Source organism: Pectobacterium brasiliense, from assembly GCF_013449685.1.
In the GTDB taxonomy this organism is placed as follows: Bacteria; Pseudomonadota; Gammaproteobacteria; order Enterobacterales; family Enterobacteriaceae; genus Pectobacterium; species Pectobacterium brasiliense_A.
Map to the genome: position 1 here is coordinate 1,277 of NZ_JACDSF010000045.1, position 25,899 is coordinate 27,175.

At 49.6% G+C, this 25,899-nt stretch carries 25 protein-coding genes, 1 tRNA gene and 1 pseudogene; 15 read left to right on the forward strand and 12 right to left on the reverse strand.

Features of this window, described 5'->3' with window-relative positions; genetic code table 11:
- Positions 1–144: 144 nt before the first annotated feature.
- The 3 genes and pseudogenes from H0248_RS17190 to H0248_RS17200 form a co-directional block, all read right to left on the reverse strand.
- A pseudogene (locus tag H0248_RS17190) lies at positions 145–306 on the reverse strand (GNAT family N-acetyltransferase); the annotation flags it as partial.
- 4 nt (positions 307–310) lie between these two features.
- On the reverse strand, positions 311–835 hold the full coding sequence (locus H0248_RS17195; protein WP_180786840.1) for an isochorismatase family protein: 525 nt from the start codon (positions 833–835) through the stop codon (positions 311–313).
- Between the two features lie 89 nt (positions 836–924).
- On the reverse strand, positions 925–1,347 hold the full coding sequence (locus H0248_RS17200) for an NUDIX hydrolase (protein WP_180786841.1): 423 nt from the start codon (positions 1,345–1,347) through the stop codon (positions 925–927).
- A 467-nt stretch (positions 1,348–1,814) separates the two neighbouring features.
- Between H0248_RS17200 and H0248_RS17205 the strand changes: the two genes are divergently transcribed.
- From H0248_RS17205 to tusE, 3 genes are all read left to right on the forward strand, one after another.
- Positions 1,815–2,069: a biofilm/acid-resistance regulator YmgB/AriR gene (locus H0248_RS17205; protein ID WP_180786842.1), complete on the forward strand. Its 255-nt coding sequence runs from the start codon at positions 1,815–1,817 to the stop codon at positions 2,067–2,069.
- 712 nt (positions 2,070–2,781) lie between these two features.
- Positions 2,782–3,441, forward strand: coding sequence for an FtsH protease modulator YccA (gene yccA / locus H0248_RS17210; RefSeq protein ID WP_180786843.1), 660 nt, complete (start codon positions 2,782–2,784; stop codon positions 3,439–3,441).
- A gap of 109 nt (positions 3,442–3,550) precedes the next feature.
- The gene (gene tusE / locus H0248_RS17215) at positions 3,551–3,880 is read left to right on the forward strand and encodes a sulfurtransferase TusE (protein ID WP_039285879.1); all 330 of its coding nucleotides are present in this window, start codon (positions 3,551–3,553) and stop codon (positions 3,878–3,880) included.
- Between the two features lie 12 nt (positions 3,881–3,892).
- On the opposite strand, the gene yccX is transcribed toward tusE, so the two are convergent.
- Entirely contained in the window at positions 3,893–4,171 is a 279-nt protein-coding gene (gene yccX, locus H0248_RS17220; protein ID WP_180786844.1) for an acylphosphatase, read from the reverse strand.
- Positions 4,172–4,398: 227 nt separating this feature from the next.
- Between yccX and hspQ the strand changes: the two genes are divergently transcribed.
- On the forward strand, positions 4,399–4,707 hold the full coding sequence (gene hspQ / locus H0248_RS17225) for a heat shock protein HspQ (protein WP_180786845.1): 309 nt from the start codon (positions 4,399–4,401) through the stop codon (positions 4,705–4,707).
- A 78-nt stretch (positions 4,708–4,785) separates the two neighbouring features.
- Here the strand turns inward: hspQ and H0248_RS17230 are convergent, their stop codons facing one another.
- Complete coding sequence (locus H0248_RS17230) at positions 4,786–5,199, reverse strand: CoA-binding protein (protein WP_180786846.1); 414 nt, start codon at positions 5,197–5,199, stop codon at positions 4,786–4,788.
- Between the two features lie 193 nt (positions 5,200–5,392).
- Between H0248_RS17230 and H0248_RS17235 the strand changes: the two genes are divergently transcribed.
- Together H0248_RS17235 and H0248_RS17240 are read left to right on the forward strand one after the other, a co-directional pair.
- A complete protein-coding gene (locus H0248_RS17235; RefSeq protein ID WP_180786847.1) occupies positions 5,393–5,917 on the forward strand; it encodes a DUF2057 family protein in 525 nt (174 codons plus the stop codon).
- A 137-nt stretch (positions 5,918–6,054) separates the two neighbouring features.
- Positions 6,055–6,513 (forward strand): methylglyoxal synthase, encoded by a 459-nt coding sequence (locus H0248_RS17240; protein ID WP_180786848.1) that lies wholly within the window; start codon positions 6,055–6,057, stop codon positions 6,511–6,513.
- A 79-nt stretch (positions 6,514–6,592) separates the two neighbouring features.
- On the opposite strand, the gene helD is transcribed toward H0248_RS17240, so the two are convergent.
- Complete coding sequence (gene helD, locus H0248_RS17245; protein WP_180786849.1) at positions 6,593–8,650, reverse strand: DNA helicase IV; 2,058 nt, start codon at positions 8,648–8,650, stop codon at positions 6,593–6,595.
- Positions 8,651–8,847: 197 nt separating this feature from the next.
- Here helD and H0248_RS17250 point away from each other — a divergent pair, with 197 nt between their 5' ends.
- Both H0248_RS17250 and yccS read left to right on the forward strand, forming a co-directional pair.
- On the forward strand, positions 8,848–9,294 hold the full coding sequence (locus H0248_RS17250) for a YccF domain-containing protein (protein ID WP_110164162.1): 447 nt from the start codon (positions 8,848–8,850) through the stop codon (positions 9,292–9,294).
- Positions 9,295–9,314: 20 nt separating this feature from the next.
- Entirely contained in the window at positions 9,315–11,450 is a 2,136-nt protein-coding gene (gene yccS / locus H0248_RS17255) for a YccS family putative transporter (RefSeq protein ID WP_180786850.1), read from the forward strand.
- 14 nt (positions 11,451–11,464) lie between these two features.
- Here the strand turns inward: yccS and H0248_RS17260 are convergent, their stop codons facing one another.
- A complete protein-coding gene (locus tag H0248_RS17260; RefSeq protein ID WP_180786851.1) occupies positions 11,465–12,085 on the reverse strand; it encodes a TfoX/Sxy family DNA transformation protein in 621 nt (206 codons plus the stop codon).
- A 223-nt stretch (positions 12,086–12,308) separates the two neighbouring features.
- Here H0248_RS17260 and sulA point away from each other — a divergent pair, with 223 nt between their 5' ends.
- Positions 12,309–12,815 (forward strand): SOS-induced cell division inhibitor SulA, encoded by a 507-nt coding sequence (gene sulA, locus H0248_RS17265; RefSeq protein WP_180786852.1) that lies wholly within the window; start codon positions 12,309–12,311, stop codon positions 12,813–12,815.
- Positions 12,816–13,177: 362 nt separating this feature from the next.
- Positions 13,178–14,266 carry a porin OmpA gene (gene ompA / locus H0248_RS17270; RefSeq protein WP_180786853.1) on the forward strand — a complete coding sequence of 363 codons (1,089 nt, stop codon included), beginning with the start codon at positions 13,178–13,180 and terminating at the stop codon, positions 14,264–14,266.
- Between the two features lie 149 nt (positions 14,267–14,415).
- Here the strand turns inward: ompA and matP are convergent, their stop codons facing one another.
- Positions 14,416–14,874: a macrodomain Ter protein MatP gene (matP, locus tag H0248_RS17275; RefSeq protein ID WP_180786854.1), complete on the reverse strand. Its 459-nt coding sequence runs from the start codon at positions 14,872–14,874 to the stop codon at positions 14,416–14,418.
- 177 nt (positions 14,875–15,051) lie between these two features.
- Here matP and H0248_RS17280 point away from each other — a divergent pair, with 177 nt between their 5' ends.
- Positions 15,052–16,821, forward strand: a complete 1,770-nt coding sequence (locus H0248_RS17280) for an AAA family ATPase (RefSeq protein ID WP_180786855.1) — start codon at positions 15,052–15,054, stop codon at positions 16,819–16,821.
- 91 nt (positions 16,822–16,912) lie between these two features.
- A complete protein-coding gene (gene fabA / locus H0248_RS17285; protein WP_014915875.1) occupies positions 16,913–17,431 on the forward strand; it encodes a bifunctional 3-hydroxydecanoyl-ACP dehydratase/trans-2-decenoyl-ACP isomerase in 519 nt (172 codons plus the stop codon).
- Positions 17,432–17,525: 94 nt separating this feature from the next.
- On the opposite strand, the gene H0248_RS17290 is transcribed toward fabA, so the two are convergent.
- The 4 genes from H0248_RS17290 to betI all read right to left on the reverse strand — a co-directional run bounded on the left by H0248_RS17290 (position 17,526) and on the right by betI (position 22,154).
- Complete coding sequence (locus H0248_RS17290; RefSeq protein ID WP_180786856.1) at positions 17,526–18,179, reverse strand: tellurite resistance TerB family protein; 654 nt, start codon at positions 18,177–18,179, stop codon at positions 17,526–17,528.
- Positions 18,180–18,325: 146 nt separating this feature from the next.
- Positions 18,326–20,005, reverse strand: coding sequence for a choline dehydrogenase (betA, locus tag H0248_RS17295; RefSeq protein ID WP_180786857.1), 1,680 nt, complete (start codon positions 20,003–20,005; stop codon positions 18,326–18,328).
- 19 nt (positions 20,006–20,024) lie between these two features.
- A complete protein-coding gene (gene betB / locus H0248_RS17300; protein WP_180786858.1) occupies positions 20,025–21,497 on the reverse strand; it encodes a betaine-aldehyde dehydrogenase in 1,473 nt (490 codons plus the stop codon).
- 69 nt (positions 21,498–21,566) lie between these two features.
- Complete coding sequence (betI, locus tag H0248_RS17305) at positions 21,567–22,154, reverse strand: transcriptional regulator BetI (RefSeq protein WP_039275685.1); 588 nt, start codon at positions 22,152–22,154, stop codon at positions 21,567–21,569.
- Positions 22,155–22,506: 352 nt separating this feature from the next.
- Between betI and H0248_RS17310 the strand changes: the two genes are divergently transcribed.
- From H0248_RS17310 to H0248_RS17320, 3 genes are all read left to right on the forward strand, one after another.
- Positions 22,507–24,540 carry a choline transporter gene (locus H0248_RS17310; RefSeq protein WP_180786859.1) on the forward strand — a complete coding sequence of 678 codons (2,034 nt, stop codon included), beginning with the start codon at positions 22,507–22,509 and terminating at the stop codon, positions 24,538–24,540.
- A 215-nt stretch (positions 24,541–24,755) separates the two neighbouring features.
- The gene (locus H0248_RS17315; protein ID WP_180786860.1) at positions 24,756–25,394 is read left to right on the forward strand and encodes an RpiB/LacA/LacB family sugar-phosphate isomerase; all 639 of its coding nucleotides are present in this window, start codon (positions 24,756–24,758) and stop codon (positions 25,392–25,394) included.
- A gap of 217 nt (positions 25,395–25,611) precedes the next feature.
- Positions 25,612–25,701: transfer RNA gene (locus H0248_RS17320), tRNA-Ser, on the forward strand.
- Positions 25,702–25,899 lie beyond the last annotated feature (198 nt).

The following is a 25,899-nucleotide window of genomic DNA, read 5'->3' on the forward strand; positions in this document are numbered from 1 at the left end:
AGCAAAGTGGAATCCCGCCCTGACGTGGATAACTGATTACCTGTCAATCTGTAAGAAGCGTAGTCTGCCCCTCATCAGCAAAATATGATCCCGTTCACTTTTACGCATGTTGCCTGCAATTTTAACCCAATCGACGCACAAAATAATCAGATACCAATCTGGCAATGGGTTTTCCACATCAATGCAGTGGCTGATACAGTCTTCGTAAAGCATCTGCGTCTCATCTGATACCCAGTGACGTTGGAAGTACTGGATCGCCTGCTCTTTGTATTCGGGGCGATTTCTGACAGAAATAATATTCAGCATGGAACTAACGACTCATCCTCCATGAAGCAACGATGTGTTCCGTGGTTTCTACCGTAATCGTGTTGCCCGGAATAATAAAATTCCGCCACACGTCGTTGTAATGCGTGACGAGCTGTTCGGCTTTCAGTTCACCGCGATTCGCCGTCGTGTGTGCATCGGCTGCAATCGTCAGCGCATAGCCTCGGCTGGCTGCATTCTTAATGGTTGCATCAACACAATAATCTGTCGCACACCCGCAAATCGTCAGGTGGTTAACACCTAATTCAGCCAGCACATCGGCTAACGACGTGCGGTAAAATGCATCGCACGCCGTTTTGGTGATAAACAGACTTCCCTCTGGCTGATGCAGTTCAGGTAATAGCTGCCACCCATCGCTGCCAGACAGCATGCCGTCTTCTTCATGCTGAATAAAAATCGTCCGATCTGCTGCATCTGAAAGCTGGTTTATCAATGCGACCGTCTGCGCGTGTCGCGCTCTTGGCGTTGAAAACACCGCATTTTGCATATCAATCACTATCAAAGCCTGCATTCTTTTTTCCCTTATTTCGACGCTTCGCATCGGCACGGATTATCATCACGGAGCAACGGCATGCCATCATCCCCACCAGTCAATTCCGACTAGATCATGTCCACTATACCATGAGGATAAAACTGGATTTCCCCTGAGCGCAGCAAATCAATATCAAACCAGCGAGTCACGATCGGAACACCGTTTGTCTCTATACCATGAATGATATCTTGTTGATAAAGAGACTCATCCTGAAATCGGGCCTCATAAACAAAGACAATCTCATGACCCGGCTTGCCATTGTAGGAGAAGATATTCTCCGAAACGCCCAACAGCGAAAAATCCTTGGTCGCTGCACTGATTTCCTCCTGAACCTCCCTCTCCGCCGCGGCCTGCGACAGTTCGCCAAAATCGATACCACCACCGAGCGGCAACACATAATGCTCGTCTTTTATCGGATCATACCCTTCAGCTAACAGGATCTTGCCATTATTGCGGAAAAGACAAACTGCTTTTGCTCTGATTTTTTGCATCCCAACGCTCCAGGTAAACTACAGCACTATATTCGAGAAAAGGACATCTTTTGCTAAAACGATATGTGCCACAAAAAAACATCATCTCCTTTTACAGATATAAATCTTATAGGTCGTAATCAAAATGTATTAATAGTTTTTATGTTCAGTTAATGTTTTTCCCTACATCCTTCCCTCTCGTTATGTTTAACTTATTGAAGTCACACATCTCACATAATTATTTCAAACATAATATTGGTGGGAAACGAAAAATTCATATTTATTCACCTGACCATTGATCACCGTCATCCTTTCACGTTCGGAAACATTGCTGAGTAACGCTGTGTTTATTTATCTTATCGACTGGTTTTATGCGGATGATCGACTAAAGTTAAGTAACGATTTCTTCATGTCTGGCGGGCAACGCGTTCGTGTTGTCTGGCAAGGCGTGTATTCTATGCCAGAAAGCGCGAAAGGGAGGAAAAGCAATGCATCCAGAAGTGCCCCAAAACGAGCTCCCAATATCTGATGTCCTTAACCTTGAGTCTCAAGTCAGCGACATGGAAATGCTCGGTAACATTGTGGAAGAAATCATTCAATCCGGCCATTCCGTCAGTAACAAGGCCATCATCGCTAAATTAGTCCACAAAATTGAAACAGAGGCCAATGCCGCTTTTCAGGAAAAATATCGCACATTGCTTGATCTGGTTGTTTATAAAACTCAGGATGATTTCCTGATTTAATTTGTAGTCAATACATCAACCAATCGTTTTCAGTCACTTGCATGTTTTCCAGTTCAGCGTTTTATTTACTGTACGCAAGGCTGAACAGGAATAGGTGAACAATAAATAACACCCGCATTTGTATTGTTATTATTAGGCAGTAATTATTGATTTATTAATAATGAATAACGCTATGCTTATTTATTTTTTACCAATCGTTAATATTCATTTCTGAATGAATCGGTGATGGGAAAAACTCGCTTCGTGTCTTCGCTACACGTGTCAACGCGCTCAGCGCAGAAGTTGTTACGGACAATCGCCACATCAGCGCCATAAGGTAAGAAACGATGCTGGGATTCGATAGCAGAAATGAAAACGGGCTAGCCTAAGCTAACCCGTTGAATTTTTTGGCGGAGGAGTAGAGATTCGAACNNCGGCCACTCCTCCGCAATGACGCGAACTATAAACAGTGTGTGAAATCTTGTAAAGCATCACGGCGCTCAATCGCCTGAAAAATAGCCTAACGCAGCGCAATTGGACACAAAACCGTCACACGGCGGATAAAATAGTGCAATTTATCTCCGGTATCACACTACCTGCCGAACAAAACACAAGCGCGGGCAGAAAAATGAAGAATTTCAGCGTAAAGAAGGGTAAACCATCTTTAATAACGTCATGAAACTATTTACTCTTTGACATTGGATAATAGCACCCTGAAGAGAGAGTCGCTGATATGGATCGTATTGTTGTTTCTTCTACCCGTGAAAGCTCGCTACTCAGCACGCACAACGTGCTGCGCAACACCTATTTCCTGCTGTCGCTGACACTGGGTTTTTCAGCCGTTACCGCCACGGCAAGCACCGTACTCAACCTGCCTGCTCCTGGTTTAATTCTGATGCTGGTTGGGTTTTATGGTCTGATGTTCCTAACGCACAAGCTGGCTAACAGCCCTGCAGGCATTCTGGCTGCGTTCGCACTGACCGGATTCATGGGTTATACGCTGGGCCCAATTTTAAGTTCGCTGATTTCCACCGGCGCAGGCGACATTGTCATGCTGGCCCTCGGCGGCACAGCGGTGGTGTTCTTCTGCTGTTCAGCTTATGTCTTAACGACACGTAAGGATATGTCCTTCCTGTCAGGCATGATGATGGCTGGATTCGTTGTCCTGCTTGTTGCCGTTATCGCCAATCTGTTCTTGCAGATCCCGGCTCTGCATCTGGCAATCAGCGCCCTGTTTATTCTGTTCTCTGCGGGTGCCATTCTGTGGGAAACCAGTAACATCATCCATGGTGGCGAAACCAACTACATCCGGGCGACGGTTAGCCTGTATGTCGCGATATACAATATCTTCGTTAGCCTGTTGAGCATTCTGGGCATCATGCGTAACGACTAAGTCTCGTCTATCGCCGCACCAAGAAAGCCCCATCTGGGGCTTTTTTTATTCCGGTGCAGATAGAAAAATTTGGTAAACTGCGGGCTGAACTATCGCAGTCGGAGAGAAGATGTTGGAGTTTGAAGGGCGGACAATCGCAACTGACGCACAGGGTTACCTGATGGACAGCACCGCATGGAGTGAAGCATTGGCTCCCGTGTTAGCAGAACAGGAAGGCATTGTGTTGACTGAACCACATTGGGAAGTCGTCCGGTTTGTGCGGAATTTTTATCAGGAGTTCAATACGTCACCCGCGATACGCATGTTGGTTAAGGCAATGGCGCAAAAGTATGGTGAGGAGAAAGGAAATAGCCGCTACCTGTACAAGCTGTTCCCGAAAGGGCCAGCCAAGCAAGCAACTAAAATCGCCGGCTTACCCAAACCGGTGAAATGCATCTAGCATCACCCAATTTCAATAGCGGATCGTAAACCCGTCATAGTCCGTCTTACCATGTGGCTCAATAAGCACCTTATCCACTCTGGCGCTTCGTGGGCCTCCTTGCTTCAGCCATTCAATCAACGCGTCTACCGTATGAGGTTCACCGCTTGCTACCACCTCCACGCTGCCATCATCACAATTGCGTGCATATCCATTGAGCCCAAGCTGTCTAGCCTGGTGCTGCGTGCTGTAACGAAATCCCACGCCCTGAACCACACCATAGACATAGGCGACCGTCGCTATCTTTACCATCTTCTTCCTCCCTTTCCTACCCTGCAACCACACAACATTTCATTAGCAGACCTGTATCTTCTAAAAATTTACACCATACTGTTAATAATGTGTTCAGCCAGTGAGTTATCAACGGGCACATGACTTGAAAAAACGCTGTACGCTAAAAGGCGTTATCGGATGCAGTCATTTTTCCTTCACGCCATCCGCAACGAGTAGAAAGTGTAATCTATTTCCAGGGGGGTGATATGATCGTCTGTAAATTTGGTATCGGACAACAGATTCGTCATAGACAACTGGGGTTTCCAGGGGTTGTGATTGATATCGATCCCGAATACTCATTAGACACACCCACTTGGGAAGAAATTAGCGGCAATGACACACCGCGCTCCGAACCGTGGTACCACGTTGTGATGGAAGATGACGAAGGCCAACCGATTCATACTTATCTGGCAGAAGCGCAACTGATGAAGGAAGAACTTTCTGAGCATGACCACCCTTCGCTAAACGAATTAGCGGAGGTCATTCAACGCCGCGCGCCGCAACTGCGCCATTAGTTTTTCACTACCAGCAGATGCCATGACCAAAGGCAGGCGTGGGCGATGTTGTGATATTCAGCATCGCCTATCTGCAACTTATTTATCCAACCCCAACCGCGGGATTTCAATTTTCGGACAGCGATCCATCACGACTGTCAGCCCGGCATCGTGAGCCAAAATGGCGGCTTGCTCATTAATGACACCAATCTGTAGCCACAGAACGGTAGCACCAATGGCGATGGCCTCTTTGGCAATCTCATAGGCCGCTTCCGACTGGCGAAAGACATCGACCATATCAACCGGCTTAGGAATATCCTCTAAGCTGGCATACGCTTTTTGACCTAAAAGTGTCTGGCCGGCCAGTTTGGGGCTAACGGGGATAACGTCGTAGCCCTGCTTAAGCAAATATGCCATCACGCCATAGCTAGGACGGGATGGATTATCGCTGGCGCCCACTAACGCAATAGTTTTTACCGTTTTCAGTACCGATTCAATCTCTTTGTCATTCATGCTATTCCACCTCTCTTGCGTGATTGATTACAGTGTATCGCACATTCTACGAATAGCATGAAATGGCTTGAGCCCCCTCAATCTGCACCCTATATCGCGAAAAATGCCATAACAACCTGTTTCAAATTGAAACCTTTGACACATTCAGACAATTCCTCAACAATACTCGGATTACTTTCCGTCTGGGAAAATTATGAAATTCGGCGTCATCACTGTCTACCTTGTTATTGCAGGTTTCAATACCTTTACAATGGCGGCAACAACGTTGAAATTAGATCAGAAAATCAATCTCCTTATGGTTGACGGGAAAAAGATGTCAGGCTCGTTGCTGAAAGGGGCCGATAGCCTCGAACTTGGCAATGGGCAACATCAGCTTCTGTTCAAAATCGTCGATACTGTCGATGCCCAAACCGGTACACCAGTGACCTATTTCCCTTCAACCTTTATTGCGACCTTTAACACGGAAAAAATGGCGTCAGTGTCATTTAAACTACCGCCGTTGCAAACCCTGCAAGATCGCAAAAACTTTACCACCCAGCCTCAATATCAATTGCTTGATGAAAAAAATCAGGCGATCCCCGTGCGTGCTGATGCGTTTGTGATCGCAGACAATGAGCTACCCGATATAGAACGAAAAATGTCAGAGTACAACGCGGCGGCGAACGGGGCTTCAGTTGCAGGATTTGCTACCACACTGAATGAATCCGTAAGCTGGTGATTTTACGCGCAGTCACATCTGATTTTTGATACCCGTTCGTCTTTTCCTGCTTTTATCGCTTTGCACTGAAACCACGTTTCCGTAATCTGTCTGTACCCTAGCGTCAGCTTTACTACACCAGATTGAAGGACGTAACCATGGAGTTCACCACCCGTACCATCCCCGCGCAAAAACATATCGCGCTGGTCGCACACGACCATTGTAAACAAGCTTTGCTGGATTGGGTTGGTACGAATAAACAACAGCTCACAGAGCACACGCTTTACGCTACCGGAACCACCGGCAACCTGATTCAGTTGAACACGGGTCTGCCCGTAAAAAGCATGCTAAGTGGACCTATGGGGGGTGACCAGCAGGTTGGCGCACTCATTTCCGAAGGGAAAATCGATTTAATGATCTTCTTTTGGGATCCACTTAACGCCGTACCACACGATCCCGATGTGAAGGCGCTGCTGAGACTGGCTACAGTCTGGAACATTCCTGTTGCTACCAACCGAGCAACGGCGGATTTCCTGATTAACTCAGCGCTATTTAAAGAACCCGTTCAAATCGCCATTCCTGATTATCAGCGCTACTTGCAAGATCGTCTGAAATAATATCCGTACATCACAATGGACCAGCAGCCGTACTACACCGTCGACGCTGGTCTCTTCTGTTCTACGTCTATCTTGTTCGTTATCCTGGCTTACGCTGCGTCGGAACACCTAAACGATGAAGATGTTCAATAAACACCGATGGACTCGCCACATCCTGTAGCAACCACACGCGATGTTTCGCCCTCGTCAATGCCACATAGAGCAAACGCCGTTCTTCCGCATCGGGGAAATCCTCCGGTTCAGGTAACAGCACCGCCTCAATCACAGACTCTCTTGCCGGCGCGGGGAAGCCGTCCTTCCCTTCATGCATGCCTACGATAATGACATATTCCGCCTGCTGCCCTTTACTGGCATGCACCGTCATGAAATCAATGTGCAAATTCGGCCACTTGGTTGCCGCCTTCTCCAAAATCGCCGGGCGTAAATGGTGATAACGTGCAAGCACGAGAATGCGTTCATCAGCTTTCACAAAACCGCTCAGTTTATCCAGAAGTGGTTCAAGCTGCTCCTGAGGCAGAATAGTCACCGCTTTTTTATCTCCCTTACTCAGGCTATTAAGCGGTTTCTTCAACTGATACGGGTTTTGCTGTATGAACGTGTTGGCGATTTCACCAATGCGTTCATTAAAGCGATAGGTCGTATCCAGCGCGCATTGATCGCCTACACCGAAATGCTGTTCAAATGCCGTCGTCAACGCCAGCTCAGCACCGCTAAAACGGTAAATGGCCTGCCAGTCATCCCCGACGGCAAAAAGACAGGTACGGCTATTTTGTCGACGCAGTGCTGCAAGTAAGCTCGCACGCTGTGGCGAAATATCCTGAAATTCGTCCACCAGAATGTGCTTCCAAGGGCTGACAAAGCGCCCTTTATCCAGCAAGTTCACGGCCTGATGGATAAGGCCAGAGAAGTCGACGGCATTCTCGTCCTTAAGCGCTTTTTTCCAGGCTTTCAACAGCGGTGCCATCAGGCGAATACGTTGCTGAAACTCTGGCCGAATGGATTCTGGTGCCTGCTCAACCATGTCACTCTGGCTGCCGCGGTGCATACGCATCAATCCCAACCAGTGCTCAAGTCGCCCGGCCAACCGCCCCGCCAGCTTCGGGTCGTTCCAGAAATCGCCTTCTGGTACATCCCATTCCAGCTCTTCAGTTAACCAGCGTCGCCACCCGTTAGCCTGCGTTTTTTTCTCTGCACACTGCTGCTGCCAGTGAGAAATTAGCAGTTCGCGACGCTGTTTCGCATCACTTTCCAGTTGGCTTATCATCGGAGCCTTGCGGCTAGCCTGCTGAATAATGTGCAATGCCAGCGCATGGAACGTCTTAGCCTGAATCTCATCCGTATGAAGCCGCTCCCGAATGCGATCATTCATCTCTTCTGCCGCTTTACGACCAAATGCCAGCAGCAAAATCTGATCGGGCGTGGCCTCTTGTCGGTGCATTAACCACGCAGCTCGAGCCACCAGCACGGAGGTTTTTCCGCTGCCTGCGCCCGCCAGTACCAGCACGCCTTCTTCGCCATTGATCACCGCTTTACTCTGCGACACATTTAATGGCGAACCCTCCACCGTTTCAAAGAAAGGCTGCTCTGCCGCCAGTGTGCGATCCATCCATGCCTGATTCGCCGCAGTGCGCATCTCATCACCCTGCTCAAGCCAGCGTAAGCAGTGCCAGTAGTTATCACGGCAGTTATCAAAAGTCTCAAGACGAGAAACAGGCAGGGGCAAAGCCCCCAGAGAATCGCGAATGGCATTCTGCAACGTAGTCAGAGCCTGACGGTTAAACCATTTGTCCTGCTGCGTCAGCGTGTGAATAGTGTCCGTTTGGCGCTGCAAAACTTCAGAGCTGATCAGACTCATCTCCTCACTCCAATCGAGCCAGGATTTAAGAAGATGGCGGTAAAAAGCCTGCGTTTCCTGCCACTCTGTTCCATGCAGGCGCACTACTTTTCCGGCTGGCAATTCAAATTCCAGCTCTCCCCACACCAGCCCTCTTTTACAATGAATACTCAGCAACTGATTAAAGGGGATCAGGTATTGATGTTTATCGCCACTCACTTCGACACCGGCATTCAGTAACCGCACCCGATTGTAGGGATGCTGGGCCAGATGCTTACCTAACGAGGTAGATTTCAGTTCCATGATGTTCGCGCCATGACTATGTGAGAGGTTATTTGTCCATTTTTTGTCGTTTATCTGTTCCCTAGTTTACCCGTTATCGGACTTCGCGCTCTAGCCTTAAAAACAGGTTAGGATATCCTGATGCTTAATGTGATAATTCTTTTACCATCAGCGAGTTTGGGACGTTATCTGGTTACCTTACAAGTACAGGAGAGATTATGCGTACTGTGTTGAATATCCTCAATTTCGTATTAGGTGGTTTTTTCACCACATTAGCCTGGCTTCTGGCGACAGTCGTCAGCGTGTTGCTGATTTTTACTTTACCGCTAACGCGTTCATGCTGGGAAATAACCAAACTGTCGCTCTTGCCTTATGGCAATGAAGCGGTGCATGTTGATGAGCTACGCCCAGATGAAAAGAGCACCATTCTCAGCGCTGGCGGATCGCTGCTGAACATCTTCTGGTTCATTTTCTTTGGCTGGTGGCTTTGCCTGTCGCACATCATTACAGGCATCGCACAGTGCATTACGATCATTGGCATTCCTGTTGGCATCGCCAATTTTAAAATTGCCGCCATCGCGCTGTGGCCAGTAGGGCGTCGCGTGGTTTCCGTCGAACTGGCGCAGGCAGCACGGGAAAATAATGCCCGCCGCCACTTTCGCTAACGGCATCTAAGGATATTACGTTGTTCACCTTCGCCCCAGGAATTCGCCGCTATGTGTATAACAGCAGTTGGCTGTATACCATTCGCATCTTTATTGCACTGAGTGGTGCGGCGGCGGTTCCTTGGTGGTTGGGACAGCCAACATCGACAATCCCCGTCACGCTTGGCATCGTCGCGGCCGCCCTCACCGACCTTGACGATCGACTCACTGGGCGTCTGCGTAATTTGTTCATTACGCTGGCCTGTTTTTTTGTCGCTTCCGTCTCGATCGAACTGCTTTTCCCCCACCCTTGGCTATTTGGTCTTGGTCTGGCGGTATCGACCTGCGGATTCATTCTGCTCGGCGCATTAGGGCAACGCTATGCAACCATCGCATTCGGCGCACTGCTGATCGCGATTTACACCATGCTGGGCATATCCCTTTACGACAATTGGTATCAGCAGCCCATCATGCTGCTGATCGGAGCCTCCTGGTACAATCTGCTGACACTATTCGGCCATCTGATTTTCCCCATCCGCCCGTTACAGGACAACCTCGCACAGTGTTATCAGCAGTTGGCACACTATCTGGATGCCAAAGCCAACCTCTTCGATCCTGATATTGAAGAAGAAACTGACAAGCCCCTCATTGAGGTCGCGATGGCGAACAGCCAACTGGTTGCAACGCTCAATCAGACCAAGTCATCGCTGTTAACGCGCCTGCGGGGCGATCGCGGCCAGCGAGGAACGCGCCAAACGCTGCACTACTATTTCGTCGCGCAGGATATTCACGAACGGGCCAGTTCATCGCACGTTTACTATCCGCAATTGCGTGAGAAACTGCGTTATAGCGACGTCCTATTTCGCTTTCAGCGCCTACTGAGTAGGCAGGCTAAAGCCTGTCAGCAACTGTCACAATCCATTCTGCTGCACCAAAAATATCAGCATGACGGTCGTATTGAGCGGGCTTTCGTGCATCTTGAATCTGCTATTGCGCGTATCGAGGCCAACAACATGGCGGATGCCTCGCAAATTAAGGCTCTCACTTATCTACTAAATAATTTACGCGCTATTGATGCCCAGCTAGCGACTATCGAATCCGAACAGGCCATTGAGCAAGAGAACAACCCAGAAAACACGCTGGCAGACGACAAAATCACGGGCTGGAGTGACATCCACTTACGTATTAGCCGCCACCTGACGCCACAGTCAGCACTGTTTCGCCATGCCATCCGTATGTCCGTGCTGCTCTGCAGCGGCTACGCATTAATTCAGATAACGGGCTTGCAGCACGGTTACTGGATTCTGCTCACCAGCCTGTTTGTTTGTCAGCCCAACTATAACGCCACTCGGCGGCGGCTGACGTTAAGAATCATCGGGACATTGACCGGTATTTTGCTCGGTTTACCCATCCTGTACTTCGTTCCTTCGCTGGAAGGACAGCTCACGTTGATCGTTATTAGCGGCGTACTCTTTTTCGCCTTTCGCAACGTTCAGTATGCCCACGCAACCATGTTTATTACGCTGCTTGTCCTGCTCTGTTTCAACCTGCTGGGTGAAGGTTTTGAGGTTGCGGTGCCACGCATCATTGATACGCTACTCGGGTGTGCCATCGCTTGGGCGGCGGTGAGTTTTATTTGGCCGGACTGGCACTTTCGCGGTCTGCCAACCATCATCAATAAAACATTGGACGCCAACTGCCGTTATCTTGATGCGATCATGGTTCAATATTATCAGGGGAAAGATAATAGCCTGCCTTATCGTATTGCCCGCCGCGATGCGCATAACTGCGATGCCGAACTGGCATCCGTTGTGTCGAATATGTCTTCAGAACCTCACGCGACCAGAAGCAAGCTGGACAGCGCATTCCGCTTTATGTGCCTGAATCATACGTTGCTAAGCTATATTTCGACGCTCGGCGCACACCGCGGGAAAATTACCTCAACGGAAACGCTGCAATTGCTGGATGATGCCGTTTGTCATGTTGATGATGCGCTACACTGTAGCGAAGAGGAAAGTTTGCGTATCAATCAGGGATTGAAAACCATTACCGCCAGTCTTCAATCCCTCTCACCCGAGTCAGACAGTAAAGAATCATTAATTATTCAGCAAATCGGCCTGTTGCTCGGTCTCTTACCTGAACTCGTACAGCTAAAAAATGACATGATGACACAGTAAAATATACGCATCACTTAGTGCTTTGGCCCTTTGGAGACCGCATTGTTTTTATACCATTCCAACAGTTCATTGCGGACACCGCGAGGGAGTGCCGCTTGATGCGTACCACAAATGGCACCAGCAAGCGCCAATAGCACGTTAACACTCAGATTAGCACGAACCTTCCGCAACTTGAGGTAGCTATTTTTGGCACCATAATGCTGTAACTCATCAACATTCTTGATCCCCGCTTTCCAGAGTAGCCGTTCGATATCATGGTTAAGATTCGGAAGATCCTTTAACCGCCCGTTGGTACTTCTGACAGCCTTATCATACTGCGCCCCTCCCAACGCCAGATGGGCAAAATACAATAGCTGCTCAGATTCTTGCCATAATGCTTCATCGACAAGAAAGTAATTCAACGGAACGGGCATACCGCGCTTGGTATAAATCAGATTAGGCATATCACGCTGCTGAAAATATTTTTCATCCTTCTTACTGGCGCGAAGATAAAGTTCTCCTTCAGACACCAGTCCAAAAATTGTTTTGTTTGCTGCGATACTGTAGCCACCAAATTGGGAACGCGAAGTGATATCCCCCAAAGATGAAAAAGACTGCTGAGATTGCAAAATCCTTTTTTTGCATAATTGCTTCATTGCCATAATCCTTAGTATTGAAATGATCTCGTCCTGAACAATTAAAGGTATCTGTAGCAGGAACAAATAATTAACCACAGCCCCGATGCGGCTTCAAACAGTAAATGTGTTTACTGTCTCTTGCATAAGGAATATGCGAAGCGCTTTCAAAAAATCAGGTTGATTTTCACGCACACAGCATATACTGTATGTACATACAGTATCACTATGGGTAGAACTCATTATGCGTACACAATCAATCTGCTCTCACAACATCGAGCCGTCATCATTTTCTGCAAATCAACACGCTGCGGAGCCCTCGGTTGCCACAGGTGGAATTATCAGCGAAATCGTGTACAACGCCGATCAGCCCATCGTCACACATCTGTTATTACCGCTCTTACAGCAGCTAGGCACGCAGTCTCGTTGGCTATTATGGCTTTCGCCGCAGCAAAAATTGAGCCGCCCTTGGGTCCAACAATCTGGGCTACCGCTGGATAAAATGGTGCAACTCCACCATATCAATCCGCTGTTTACCGTTAATGCCATGGAAAAAGCCTTGCTGACAGGGAATTACAGCGCTGTTTTATGCTGGTTACCGCGCGAATTGACGGAAGAAGAGAAGGTTCGGTTACGGCACGCCGCACAGGCAGGAAATACGTATGGCTTTATTATGCGGCCAGAAAGTGGTGACGCTGACGCCTATAGACTGTTTCCTAGCCTTAAAATTCATTCGACATTGTATCATTAAGTAAATTAAGAATTTTCTCAGCTTATTCCAGTTATATGTCTTATCGAGCGCCACAGAGCGGTATTCTGTGGGCTTTTTGGCTATATTTAATACAATCAAAAGACATAAGATCTGTCAAAAGCCTCTACTATTTGTTAGCAAGTGTGTATGATTCGTGCGTTTTTCCTATGATGCAGGTCACATCATACTTGTAACTTTCTCATCACGTTGTAGACTTTAACTCGCTGGAGTTGCTCTTTTATAACGTCAGTTGACTGACAGTGAGTCATAAATAAGGGCAAAGTCTCCAACCAAAGGATTTTAACCAAAGGTTTATTAGCCCTCCAGGTTAGTTGCCGATTTGGATGATAATGAGGCGTAAAATGAAAAAAACAGCTATCGCAGTTGCAGTGGCACTGGCTAGCTTCGCGACCGTCGCGCAAGCAGCTCCTAAAGACAATACCTGGTACACCGGTGGTAAACTGGGTGTGTCTCAATTCCACGATACGGGTTTCTACGGCAATGGTTACAACGGTATCGTTAACAACCCGATCAAAAGCAAGTTAGGTGCTGGTGCATTTGTTGGTTATCAAGCCAACCCGTACCTGGGCTTTGAACTGGGCTACGATTGGCTGGGCCGCATGAAGTATGCAGGTTCCACTTCTAGCTTAGCAGACAGCGCGAGCTTCAAAGCACAAGGCATCCAACTGGCTACTAAACTGAGCTACCCTGTTATGCCAGGTCTGGACGCTTATACTCGTCTGGGCGGTATGGTATGGCGCGCAGACAGCCACGCAGCTATCGGCGGCGGCGACATCAACAACGACGATACTGGTGTTTCTCCACTGGCTGCCGTGGGTGTTGAATACGCAATCGACAAAAACTGGGCTGCACGTGTTGACTACCAATGGGTAAGCAACATTGGTGATGCTGGTACCGTTGGTGCCCGTCCAGACAACCTGCTGATGAGCGTTGGCCTGTCTTATCGTTTCGGCCAAGATGACCGCGTAGCACCTGTTGTTGCTGCTCCTGCGCCAACCCCGGCTCCGGCTCCAGTTGTTGAAACCAAGCGTTTCACGCTGAAATCTGACGTCCTGTTCAACTTCAACAAAGCAACGCTGAAGGCAGAAGGCCAGCAATCACTGGATCAGCTGTACACCCAGTTGAGCTCACTGGATCCGAAAGACGGTTCCGTTGTTGTTCTGGGCTTCACTGACCGTTTAGGTTCAGAGCAATACAACCAAGGCCTGTCTGAGAAACGTGCACAGAGCGTCGTTGATTACCTGGTTTCTAAAGGTATCCCTGCGAACAAAGTCTCTGCTCGTGGCTTAGGTAAATCTCAACCAGTTACCGGTTCTACCTGTGACAACGTGAAACCTCGTGCTGCGATGATCGACTGCTTGGCACCGGATCGTCGCGTAGAGATCGAAGTTAAAGGCATCAAAGACGTTGTAACTCAGCCTCAGGCTTAAGTTATTAACGAAAAAAACCTCGCTTCGGCGAGGTTTTTTTATGATGTGCATTGTTATCCGTCGCACTGTGGGCCGTCGCTACGCAACATTGAAAAATGCGCACTGCATTTTTATGCATGTTTATCAGCGCGATAAATGACAAAAACTGATCACGTCTCGTCTTTATTCAGAATGGCTTCAAGATCCTGTTTAAGCAGCGACATCTGGCTGGCATATTTTTCTTTGTGCTCAGCGTCTTCGATTAACTGCACAATCGTTTCTGATAAAGTCACCCCACGTCTCTGAGCGAGGGCCGCAAGACGCTGCCAGACCAGGTATTCCAGATCGATCGATTTCTTACGTGTATGCTGGTGCTCAGCATTGAAATGACGTTTACGCCGTGCACGAATCGTCTGCTTCATCCGATTTTCTAAAGAGGGATTCATACACTCTGCAATCCACCCCAGCACTTTCACTGGCTGATTTTCCATTTTAAGCAATGCCTGTACGGCGTCATCCGCAGCACTTTGCTCGAGAAAACGCGTAATCTCTTCTCCCTCCCGATGCTTCTTCACCAGGTATTTCCATTTCCACCCGCACTCAAGATTTTCTAGTTGTTGATATTTCATATTAAATTCTTCAGTGACCGCGTAACGTGACTTTCAGCATAACAGTTTTCCCTGATTTTGACCGCTTTCTGGCGGCTTTCTGACAGCTTTTAAGATGATTAGCCAAACGTGGTCTGAGCTTCAACGGATGAAAGATGACGGAGAGATGACTCTCCTTATGTGAAGTCTAGATTATTCTTGTATAATCACGCTTTTCCTTCAGACGATTACATTGATACTTTGACCAGTAACCGACTCTCATGGCAGCATTTACTGCCTAATAATACGCCTTATCAAACGCTATTCACTCAGGCAGCTCAGCTTGCTCCTGCTGAATTCTCCGTTATTCAGTCGCGTCTGGCAGACAGCCTGACGCTCTTTTGCCACCCTCGTTCCCCTTCCCGCTTTATGCTGTTGAAAGCGCGAGAGAATGATGAATATATGGCATTGATCGCCCGTGCGCTAAGCGCCATCAGGCCAGACTCCGGGGCGATATATGGCAGTAAATATATCATTGAGGGTCGTCATATCCGGGTCGAACCCGCCACGCAGCCTGCAGATAATTTTGCCGCACAGCAGCGCTGTGGTTATCAGGAATGGATTGAACCTGAACAGCTCTTCGGCTGCCTACGCAGCTTCCACGATGAAATCACGCTGCATCCAGGGCTGATACATCAGCTAAACGGCGGCACGTTGATCCTATCAGCCAGAGCGCTGCTGGCTCAGCCGTTGATGTGGCTGCGTTTGAAGCAGATTATGGCTGAAGGCATTTATCGCTGGCAGTCACCAGACGAGCGCAAGCCACTTCCTGTTGATGTGCCACCGATGCCGCTTGATATTCGCCTGATCATTCTCGGTGACCGCGAAAGTCTGGCAGATATTCATGATATGGAGCCGGAATTAGGCGAACACGCTATTTACGGCGAGTTCGAAGCGCAATTGCAGTTGATTGAAACGGATGACATGGCGCGCTGGTGTTCCTACATCAACGCACTATGCAGCGAAAATCAACTACCGTTGCTGGACGCCGATGCCTGGCCGGCATTAGTGAACGTTGCGATACGCTACAGCGGCGATCAGGGCAATTTGCCATTATGCCCACGCTGGCTAATCAGCCAGTTAAAATATGCGTCTCTATACGCCAGAGATGGCCAAATCACGGAGCAGGCACTGGTTGACGCCGTTGCCGCTCGCCAATGGCGTGAAGGCTACCTCCGTGAACGTATGCAGGATGAAATTGAATTAGGCCAAATCCTGATCGAAACGGAAGGCGAAGTCGTCGGCCAGATTAATGGACTTTCCGTATTGGAATTCCCTGGCTATCCCGTTGCCTTTGGCGAGCCGACACGTATCAGCTGCGTGGTTCACGCTGGCGACGGCGAATTCACCGACGTTGAACGCAAAGCCGAACTTGCTGGCAATTTACACGCCAAGGGGATGATGATTATGCAGGCGTTCCTGATTACGGAACTGGAGCTTGATCAACAACTGCCTTTCTCGGCGTCCATGGTCTTCGAGCAGTCGTACAGCGAAGTTGATGGCGACAGCGCCTCACTGGCAGAGCTGTGCGCGCTGGTTAGCGCCCTCTCCTTGCGGCCAATCAATCAGCAGTTCGCTGTGACCGGCTCCGTCGATCAATTTGGTAACGTGCAACCCATTGGCGGCGTGAATGAAAAAATTGAAGGTTTCTTTGAGGTCTGCCAGCGTCGTGGATTAACGGGAACACAGGGCGTGGTTTTACCCGCAGCTAATTTACGCCATCTCTGTTTACAGGAAGATGTCGTTGAAGCGGTACGCGAAGGGAAATTCCACCTTTTCCCGGTAGAAACTGCGCCGGAAGCGTTGTCATTATTGACCAATTGCGCTTATGACGATGAACAGCAGCCAAACCTGCTGTCCGCCATTCGTGAGCGAATTGGGCAACTGACACCGCAAGAACGTAGACGTTTCCCTTGGTTTTTCCGTTAAACCAACTGGTTCAACCAGACGCAACAGACTTGCCCAGCGTACAGGTGTACGCTAACCTGCGTGCTTCATTAAAACAAGGCTTACAGAGACCATGGTAGATAAACGCGAATCCTATACAAAAGAAGACCTCCTTGCCTCCAGTCGTGGCGAACTGTTCGGCCCAAACGGCCCTCAGTTGCCTGCCCCTAACATGCTCATGATGGACCGCGTCGTTAAAATGACGGAAGACGGCGGTAAGTATGGCAAAGGCTATGTGGAAGCCGAATTGGATATCACGCCTGACCTATGGTTCTTCGGCTGCCACTTCATCGGCGATCCGGTGATGCCAGGTTGCCTCGGTCTGGATGCCATGTGGCAGTTGGTCGGCTTCTATCTGGGCTGGCTGGGTGGCGAAGGCAAAGGCCGCGCGCTCGGCGTGGGTGAAGTTAAATTCACCGGACAAGTGCTGCCAACAGCGAAGAAAGTAACCTATCGCATTCACTTCAAACGCGTGATCAATCGCCGTTTGGTGATGGGGATTGCTGATGGCGAAGTACTGGTTGACGGTCAGCAGATCTATACTGCTGACGAACTGAAAGTCGGTCTGTTCAAAGACACCAGCGCTTTCTAAGTATCAGATAGCCGTGCGGGCGAAAAATCTTTCGCCCGCGTTATCCGTTTATTTCTCCGACATTATCTCACCACCGCTTAAACCACTCGCCCTACTATGATGGACTCTTCAGTTCATTGGTGATCGACTGCCGTACATCTTGCGGTATCTTCAATTCGGTCGCTAACGCATCCAGATAGCTTTTTTCCATGAAGTGATCGACATCAATGATCGCACAGCTCAAGAAGTAGACCTCAAGCGCCTCTTCCTCATTTTTCACATCTTTTGCCAGCAAAATTGGATCAAGCGGTTGTTCTATCGCTTCCTGCACCCAGCGCTGTGCTTCACTGCCCAGTTGCAGTTGCTGAATATTCTCATCAATACGCTGTTTCTCAGTCGCATCAATATGGCCGTCACTTTTAGCAGCAAAAACCAGAGCCTGAATCAAACGACGGGCACGAATATTGTCACCCGAGGACTGAGTGCCAAACTGCGGATCGTCCTGATGCGTATCGCGAACACGCTTTTTGTACTGGTTCCACAACACCACGCCCGCCGCCGCACTGCCACCAATGATCAACGCATTTTTACCCAATGAACCCATGATTTTCCGCGTGGACTTATTCGATAACAATACGCCAGCCAAACCGCCCAGCACAGCAGGCTTTAGCATATCGCCCAAATTGCCGTTTTTCCCCCCTTGATGCTGATTCCCCTGCTTGCTACCGGAGCCCAATAAGCCCTGAATCTGTTGCAGCCAATTATTCATTTTCATTCCTCAAGGAAAAGTGACATCACTGATGGTGTTGTCACCCATAGTAATGGTGCGGAAGGCGTTTGTTTGTCAGATTGTGTATATCAATGAAAAGTATGGACCGCGCTTTCTCTGCGGTCCATCTGGCTATGCAGGAAGCGTCACGAAGCCGACTTCAGCGGCGCTTTTCTCACTGGGGTATTTCCGGAAACATAGTAGCGCGCTTTGCTGCGCGGCAGCGGCTGGTGGCGGCGGATTCGGTCGGCAATTTTCTCGGCAATCATGATGGTTGTCGCGTTCAGATTACCGGTAATAATCTGCGGCATGATGGAAGCATCCACCACGCGTAGCCCTTCCATACCGTGAACCCGGCCTTGCCCATCGACCACCGCCATCTCATCCTCTCCCATCTTACAAGAACAGGAGGGGTGGAATGCTGTCTCAGCATGAGTGCGGATAAACTCATCCAGTTCCTCATCCGTCTGAACCTCCAGCCCAGGGCTGATCTCTCGCCCACGGTATTTATCCAGTGCGGGCTGCGCCATGATTTCACGCGTAATGCGGATCGCATCGCGAAACTCCTGCCAATCCTGCTCCGTCGACATATAGTTGAACAAGATGCTAGGGTGCTCGCGGGCGTCTTTGGATCGCACTTGTACACGCCCCCGACTGAGTGAACGCATGGAGCCGACGTGCGCCTGAAATCCGTGCTCTTTCACCGCATTACTGCCGTTGTAATTAATGGCGACGGGCAAGAAGTGGTATTGAATATTCGGCCAGGCGAACTCATCCCGACTGCGAATAAAGCCACCCGCTTCGAACTGGTTGCTAGCCCCAACACCCGTGCCATTGAACAACCATTCCGCGCCGATTTTGGGCTGGTTAAACCACTGCAGCGCCGGATACAGCGATACCGGTTCTTTGCAGGCATATTGCAAATACATTTCCAGATGGTCCTGCAAATTCTCACCGACGCCGGGCAAATCGTGCACCACGGGAATATCGAGACGCTGGAGCAAGTCTTTCGGCCCCACGCCAGAACGTTGCAAGATCTGCGGCGAGGCGATTGCACCCGCACACAGCAGCACCTCGCGGCATGCCTTCGCCGTCTGCGCATTTTCCCCTTTAAAGTAAGCAACGCCAACGGCACGCTTTCCGTCGAAGAGAATCTTGTCGGTTAAGGCATGCGTCACGATGGTCAGATTTTTACGGCCTTTTGCCTGATCCAAATAGCCTCTCGCGGTACTGGCTCGACGCCCCTTCGGCGTGACGGTTCTATCCATCGGACCAAAGCCTTCCTGCTGATAGCCGTTAAGATCGTCCGTACGCGGATATCCGGCCTGTACGCCCGCTTCAACCATCGCGTGAAACAGTTCGTTGTTTCCCATCTTCGGCGTTGTCACTGAAACAGGACCGCTCGCGCCATGATAGGCATTCGACCCCACGTCTCGCGTTTCTGCTTTACGGAAATATGGCAGGCAGTCAAGGTAACTCCAGTCTTCCAGACCCGGCATGGTCGCCCAGTTATCAAAATCCATCGCGTTGCCACGGATGTAGCACATGCCGTTAATCAGCGAGGACCCCCCCAGCCCTTTGCCTCGGCCACATTCCATACGGCGATTATTCATGTGAGGTTCTGGGTCGGTTTCATAAGCCCAGTTATAGCGCTTCCCCTGCAATGGGAAAGCCAATGCGGCGGGCATTTGCGTGCGAAAATCCAAACGATAGTCCGGGCCACCCGCTTCGAGCAGCAGCACGCTTACGTCGCTTTCTTCTGTGAGACGCGTTGCCAGCACGTTGCCTGCCGAACCGGCGCCGATAATGATGTAATCATATTCCATTAGGCTTTCTCCCCTTCGTTTAAAATACCGAGCGGAATTCACCCAGTTCAACCTGTACCGATTTAATTTGCGTGTAGTGTTCCAATGTTGTTATGCCGTTTTCACGTCCGACACCCGAATGTTTGTAGCCGCCCACAGGTATTTCGGCCGGAGACTCACCCCAGGTGTTGATCCAGCAAATTCCTGCCTCAAGCTGATGAATCACCCGATGTGCCCGATTCAGATCGCAGGTCACGATGCCAGCAGCCAGTCCATATTCACTCTCATTGGCGCGGCGGATAACCTCATCCTCATTCTGATACGTCAGAATACTCATGACCGGGCCAAAGATTTCCTCGCGCACAATCGTCATATCGTCCCGGCAATCTGTGAACACGGTAGGGGCAACGAATGCACCTTGTGCATACTTCTCGCCAGTCATCGTTTCACCACCCACCAGCACACGAGCACCTTCACGTTTTCCGCTTTCGATATAGCGCAGTACGGATTCTCTGTGCGGGAAGCTGACCAGCGGACCAAAATTCACCTGTTCGTCAGTCGGGTCACCAATACGAATGCGCTGAACACGCGCCAGAATCTTTTCCTCAAACTGTGCTTGTAATGCCTGCGGGATAAAAACGCGTGTACCGTTAGTACACACCTGCCCTGAGCTGAAGAAATTCGCCATCATGGCGATATCCGCTGCCTTATCCAAATCGGCATCATCAAAAATAATCAGCGGCGATTTTCCCCCCAACTCCATCGTGACCTCTTTCAGGGTCGAGCCTGCGGCATTGGCCATTACCGTTTTCCCGCTGGCGATCCCACCGGTGAAAGAAACTTTGGCAATCTCCGGATGCGTGGTCAGCGCCTGACCAACCGACTTTCCCGTCCCCGTCAGCACGTTGAATACGCCAGCAGGCAGCCCAGCCTCGGTATAGATTTCAGCCAGCTTCAGCGCGGTGAGCGACGTGACTTCACTGGGCTTGAAGATCATCGCATTGCCTGCCGCCAGCGCAGGGGCAGATTTCCACAATGCGATCTGAATGGGATAATTCCAGGCCCCAATACCCGCGACCACGCCAAGCGGTTCACGACGGGTGTAGGCGAATGAGGTATCACGCAGAGGGATTTGCTGACCTTCCAGCATAGGAATCAGCCCTGCGTAGTACTCCAGAACATCCGCGCCGGTCACGATATCAACAGTGCGGGTTTCCGAGAGCGGCTTACCAGTATCGTGCGTTTCAAGCAAAGCGAGTTCATCATTGCGCTCACGCAGGATATCCACGGCGCGACGTAAAATGCGCGAGCGTTCCATCGCCGTCATCGCCGCCCATACCTTCTGCCCTGCGGTTGCTGCACTGATCGCACGGTCAACATCAGCAGCAGTGGCCGACTGAATGTGGGCAATGATGTCGCCATTCGCGGGGTTAATCGCCTCAAATGTATCGTCACCCGTGCTATCGACATAAGTGCCGTTGATATAAAGCTGTTGTAAACCGTAGTGAGACATAAATTCTCCTGTCTGATGGCTGCCCGAACAAACGTTCAGGGCAGAAAAGGCAAAAATGATAAGGAAGGATTACGCGCGGACGAGCTGCTGTTCGATATAGTCGTAGGTAATGCTCAGCGCTTCTTCGCGGTTGAAGGCCTCATGGCTTAGCGCACCACGTAGCCACAGCCCATCGATCAACCCTGCCAACCCTTTTGCTGCAACGCGCGCGCGATCCTTCGGCAAACAGTGGCTGAATTCGACACACAGGTTGGAGTAAAGTCGCCGATCGTTAACCTGCTGTAACCGATGGAGCATGGGGGAATGCAGGCTACTGGCCCAGAACGCCAGCCAAGTTTTCATCGCTGCGCTATTCGTCTGGCTATCATCAAAATTCCCCTGAACAATCGCCCGCAAGCGTGCGCGAGGCGTATTTTCTGCCAGATTCAGCAACCTTGATTTCACCGCCAGCCCTAGATGACTAATCAGATAACGCATCGTCGCTTCCAGTAAGCCATTTTTATCGCGGAAGTAATGGCTGATGATTCCATTCGACACGCCCGCACGTCGGGCAATCTGTACGATTGAGGCATCATGCATCCCCACATCGTTAATCGCGGCCAGCGTCGCTTCGATGAGTTGCTGCCGTCTGATGGGCTGCATTCCGACTTTAGGCACCGCACTTCCCCTTCATTTTCTTCCCTTCATTTTTGCGTGATGAATCACGGTAAACGACGGTGATTCATGAGCCGATTTGTCCCATTAAACTTTTTTTTGATTGAACGTTCAATAAAAAATGAATATCTTTTATTGCTGAAAGGTTAAAAATCTGTATCAATTATCATGAAAAATGGTGTGAGCTCAGACGATAACTCCACCTTAAAAAGAATAATTTCTTTTTTGTTCTGACGACCTTCTTCAACGGAAAGCGTACTCAGCGGATGTCCTGCGCCGTATTCTTGATATGCGCTAAGCGCGCTTCGTGGAGAGAGGAATCAGAGTATCTGTTCACGTCACGTAAGGGATAACCATGCCAGCATCAGAAACGACCACCCAACAGGATCGCCTGAATCCTGTCGTGTTCTACACATCCGCGGGATTAATCCTGACCTTCTCGCTGATGACCATGTTGTTTAACCATGAAGCGAATGCCTGGATTACCCACGCGCTTAACTGGGTTTCTGCCACATTTGGTTGGTACTACCTGCTAGCCGCCACGCTCTACATCGTTTTCGTCATCTTCATTGCGTCATCTCGATTTGGATCGATCAAGCTCGGCCCAGAACAGTCGAAACCTGAATTTAGCTTGATGAGCTGGGCAGCGATGCTATTTGCAGCAGGGATCGGCATCGATTTAATGTTCTTTTCCGTTGCGGAACCAATCACGCAATATATGATGCCGCCGGAAGGACAAGGCCAGACGATAGAAGCGGCACGGCAAGCCATGGTCTGGACGCTGTTTCACTACGGGTTAACCGGCTGGTCAATGTACGCCCTGATGGGCATTGCTCTGGGCTATTTCAGCTACCGGTATAATCTGCCGTTAACGATTCGTTCTGCCCTGTACCCTATCTTCGGTAAACGTATTAATGGCCCGATTGGCCATAGCGTTGATATCGCAGCCGTACTCGGAACCATCTTCGGTATCGCGACTACACTGGGCATCGGCGTCGTTCAGCTTAACTACGGGCTGAAAGTTCTGTTCCAGATCCCAGAAAATCTCACCGTTCAGGCCTCGCTCATCCTGCTTTCCGTGATCATGGCGACCGTTTCGGTGACGTCTGGGGTCAATCGCGGCATTCGCTTCCTCTCCGAGCTTAACGTCCTGCTCGCACTGGGCCTGATTCTTTTTCTGCTTTTCTGGGGCGATACCGAGTTTCTGCTAAACGCACTGGTGCTTAATGTCGGGGATTACATCAATCGTTTTACGGGCATGACACTCAACAGCTTTGCCTTTGATCGCCCAACGGAGTGGATGAATAGCTGGACGCTGTTCTTCTGGGCATGGTGGGTCGCATGGGCACCGTTTGTTGGGCTATTTCTGGCACGTATCTCACGCGGCAGAACGATTCGACAGTTCGTTGTCGGCACGTTGATCATTCCGTTTGTCTTTACGCTGCTGTGGCTCTCCATTTTTGGCAACAGCGCACTTTATCAGGTGCTACACGGTAATCTGGATTTTGCCAATGAAGTCATGCAGCATCCAGAGCGCGGATTCTACAGCCTGCTGGCGCAGTACCCCGGTTTTAGCCTGAGCGCCTCTGTCGCGACCATTACCGGCTTGCTATTTTATGTCACCTCTGCCGATTCCGGTTCGCTGGTACTGGGCAACTTCACCTCTCGCCTTGGCGACATCAATAATGATGCGCCAAACTGGCTGCGAATTTTCTGGTCAATCGCCATTGGCCTGCTGACGTTGGGTATGCTGATGACAAACGGTGTGTCAGCCTTACAGAACACCACCGTCATTATGGGATTACCGTTTAGCTTTGTGATGTTCTTTATTATGGCGGGATTGTACAAATCACTGCGGGTTGAGGATTACCGTAAAGCTAGCTCCTTACAAACCTCAGCCCCGATGCCAATCTCCGGAGACGATCGTCTGAACTGGAAGCAACGTCTCTCACGCGTCATGAATTTCCCCGGCGCAACGCATACGCAAAAAATGCTGGATAATGTCTGTAAAGCCGCGATGGAGGATGTCGCGCGTGAACTGCGTCTGCGAGGGGCCAGCGTTGCAGTCAACGACCTGCCGCCTGTCGAAGATGAGCGCTTGAATCATCTCGAACTGCTGGTTGATTTGGGTGATGAACAGAACTTTCTTTACCAAATTTGGCCGCAGCGCTATAGCGTTCCGGCGTTTACCTACCGGGCTCGCTCAGGTAAATCAGATTATTACCGCCTTGAAACCTTCCTGTTGGAAGGAAGCCAGGGGAATGACCTGATGGATTACAGCAAAGAACAGGTGATTAACGACATTTTGAATCAGTACGAACGACACCTGAATTTTCTTCATCTTAATCGAGAAGCGCCAGGCAATACGCTGACCTTCCCTGATACATAACCCTTCCCCTATGGCGCTGAAATACAGCGCCATTTTCAATAAGTTATGCCTTTATCCTCTCTTTTTATTGTCTCGTATTTTTCCTGAATCTATGGACTGTGCCGCATTCTTTGCTTCCACGATTTGCGCTTTATTTTTGAAACGGTATACTGCACACATCAAATTGAAATACAGTTTTAAAAAATGTATTTGACCGTCACAGAAAAGGAACGAACATGAAAATTGCACTGATTAACGAGAACAGCCAAGCTGCCAAAAACGCCATCATCGCCGAGTCTCTGACCAAAGCGGTTGCACCGTTGGGCCACACTGTATACAACTACGGCCAATACGCCGTTGAAGATGCAGCGCAACTGACCTACATCCAGAACGGTATTCTGGCAGCTATTCTGCTGAACTCCGGCGCGGCTGATTTCGTTGTGACCGGTTGCGGTACTGGCCAGGGCGCAATGCTGGCTTGTAACTCCTTCCCAGGCGTAATTTGCGGTCTGGTTGTTGACCCATCTGATGCTTACCTGTTCTCTCAGATCAACAACGGTAACGCGGTATCCGTTCCTTACGCTAAAGGCTTTGGCTGGGGCGCTGAACTGAACCTGGAAAACCTGTTTACCCAGTTGTTCAAAGAAGAAGGCGGCCGTGGCTATCCGAGCGATCGCGTTGCTCCTCAACAACGTAACAAGAAAATCCTAGATGCTGTCAAAGCAGTGACCTACAACGATCTGATCACCATCCTGAAAGGCCTCGATCAGGATCTGGTTAAAGGCGCGATTGCTGGTCCTAAATTCCAGGAATACTTCTTCGCTAACAGCAAAGACGAAGTACTGACCAGCTACATCAAAACGTTGCTGGCATAATCGTCAATAGCTGAAAAAAAACCACAGGCCATCACGGTCTGTGGTTTTTTTATGCTAATTACTCATTCATTTTGCCTACATGTTAACGACAAAGTTGCACGGACTATCCGTTACCGTTCAATGCTTAGCCATACGCACCGTTCGCGCTAAATACTGCTTGACCGACGCTAAGCGACTCCCTATAGTAGCGCCCCGTTGTCCCTTGTAGGCAACCCCCGGTGAGGTGTCCGAGAGGCTGAAGGAGCACGCCTGGAAAGTGTGTATACGTGAAAACGTATCAAGGGTTCGAATCCCTTCCTCACCGCCATACATTTAACAAAATCAATGAGTTATCTATCTTATTTGATTTTGTCCTGCATAAAGTAATACATAAAAGGTTCGCTCTGGCGGACTTTTTATGCTTTTGGGATCCAGCATTCCTCTCATTAGACTGATGCTTTCCTGTAACAACCTCCAACAGAGAAAGAAAAGCTCAAGTATCGCTATCACCTTCTTCATTCTATTA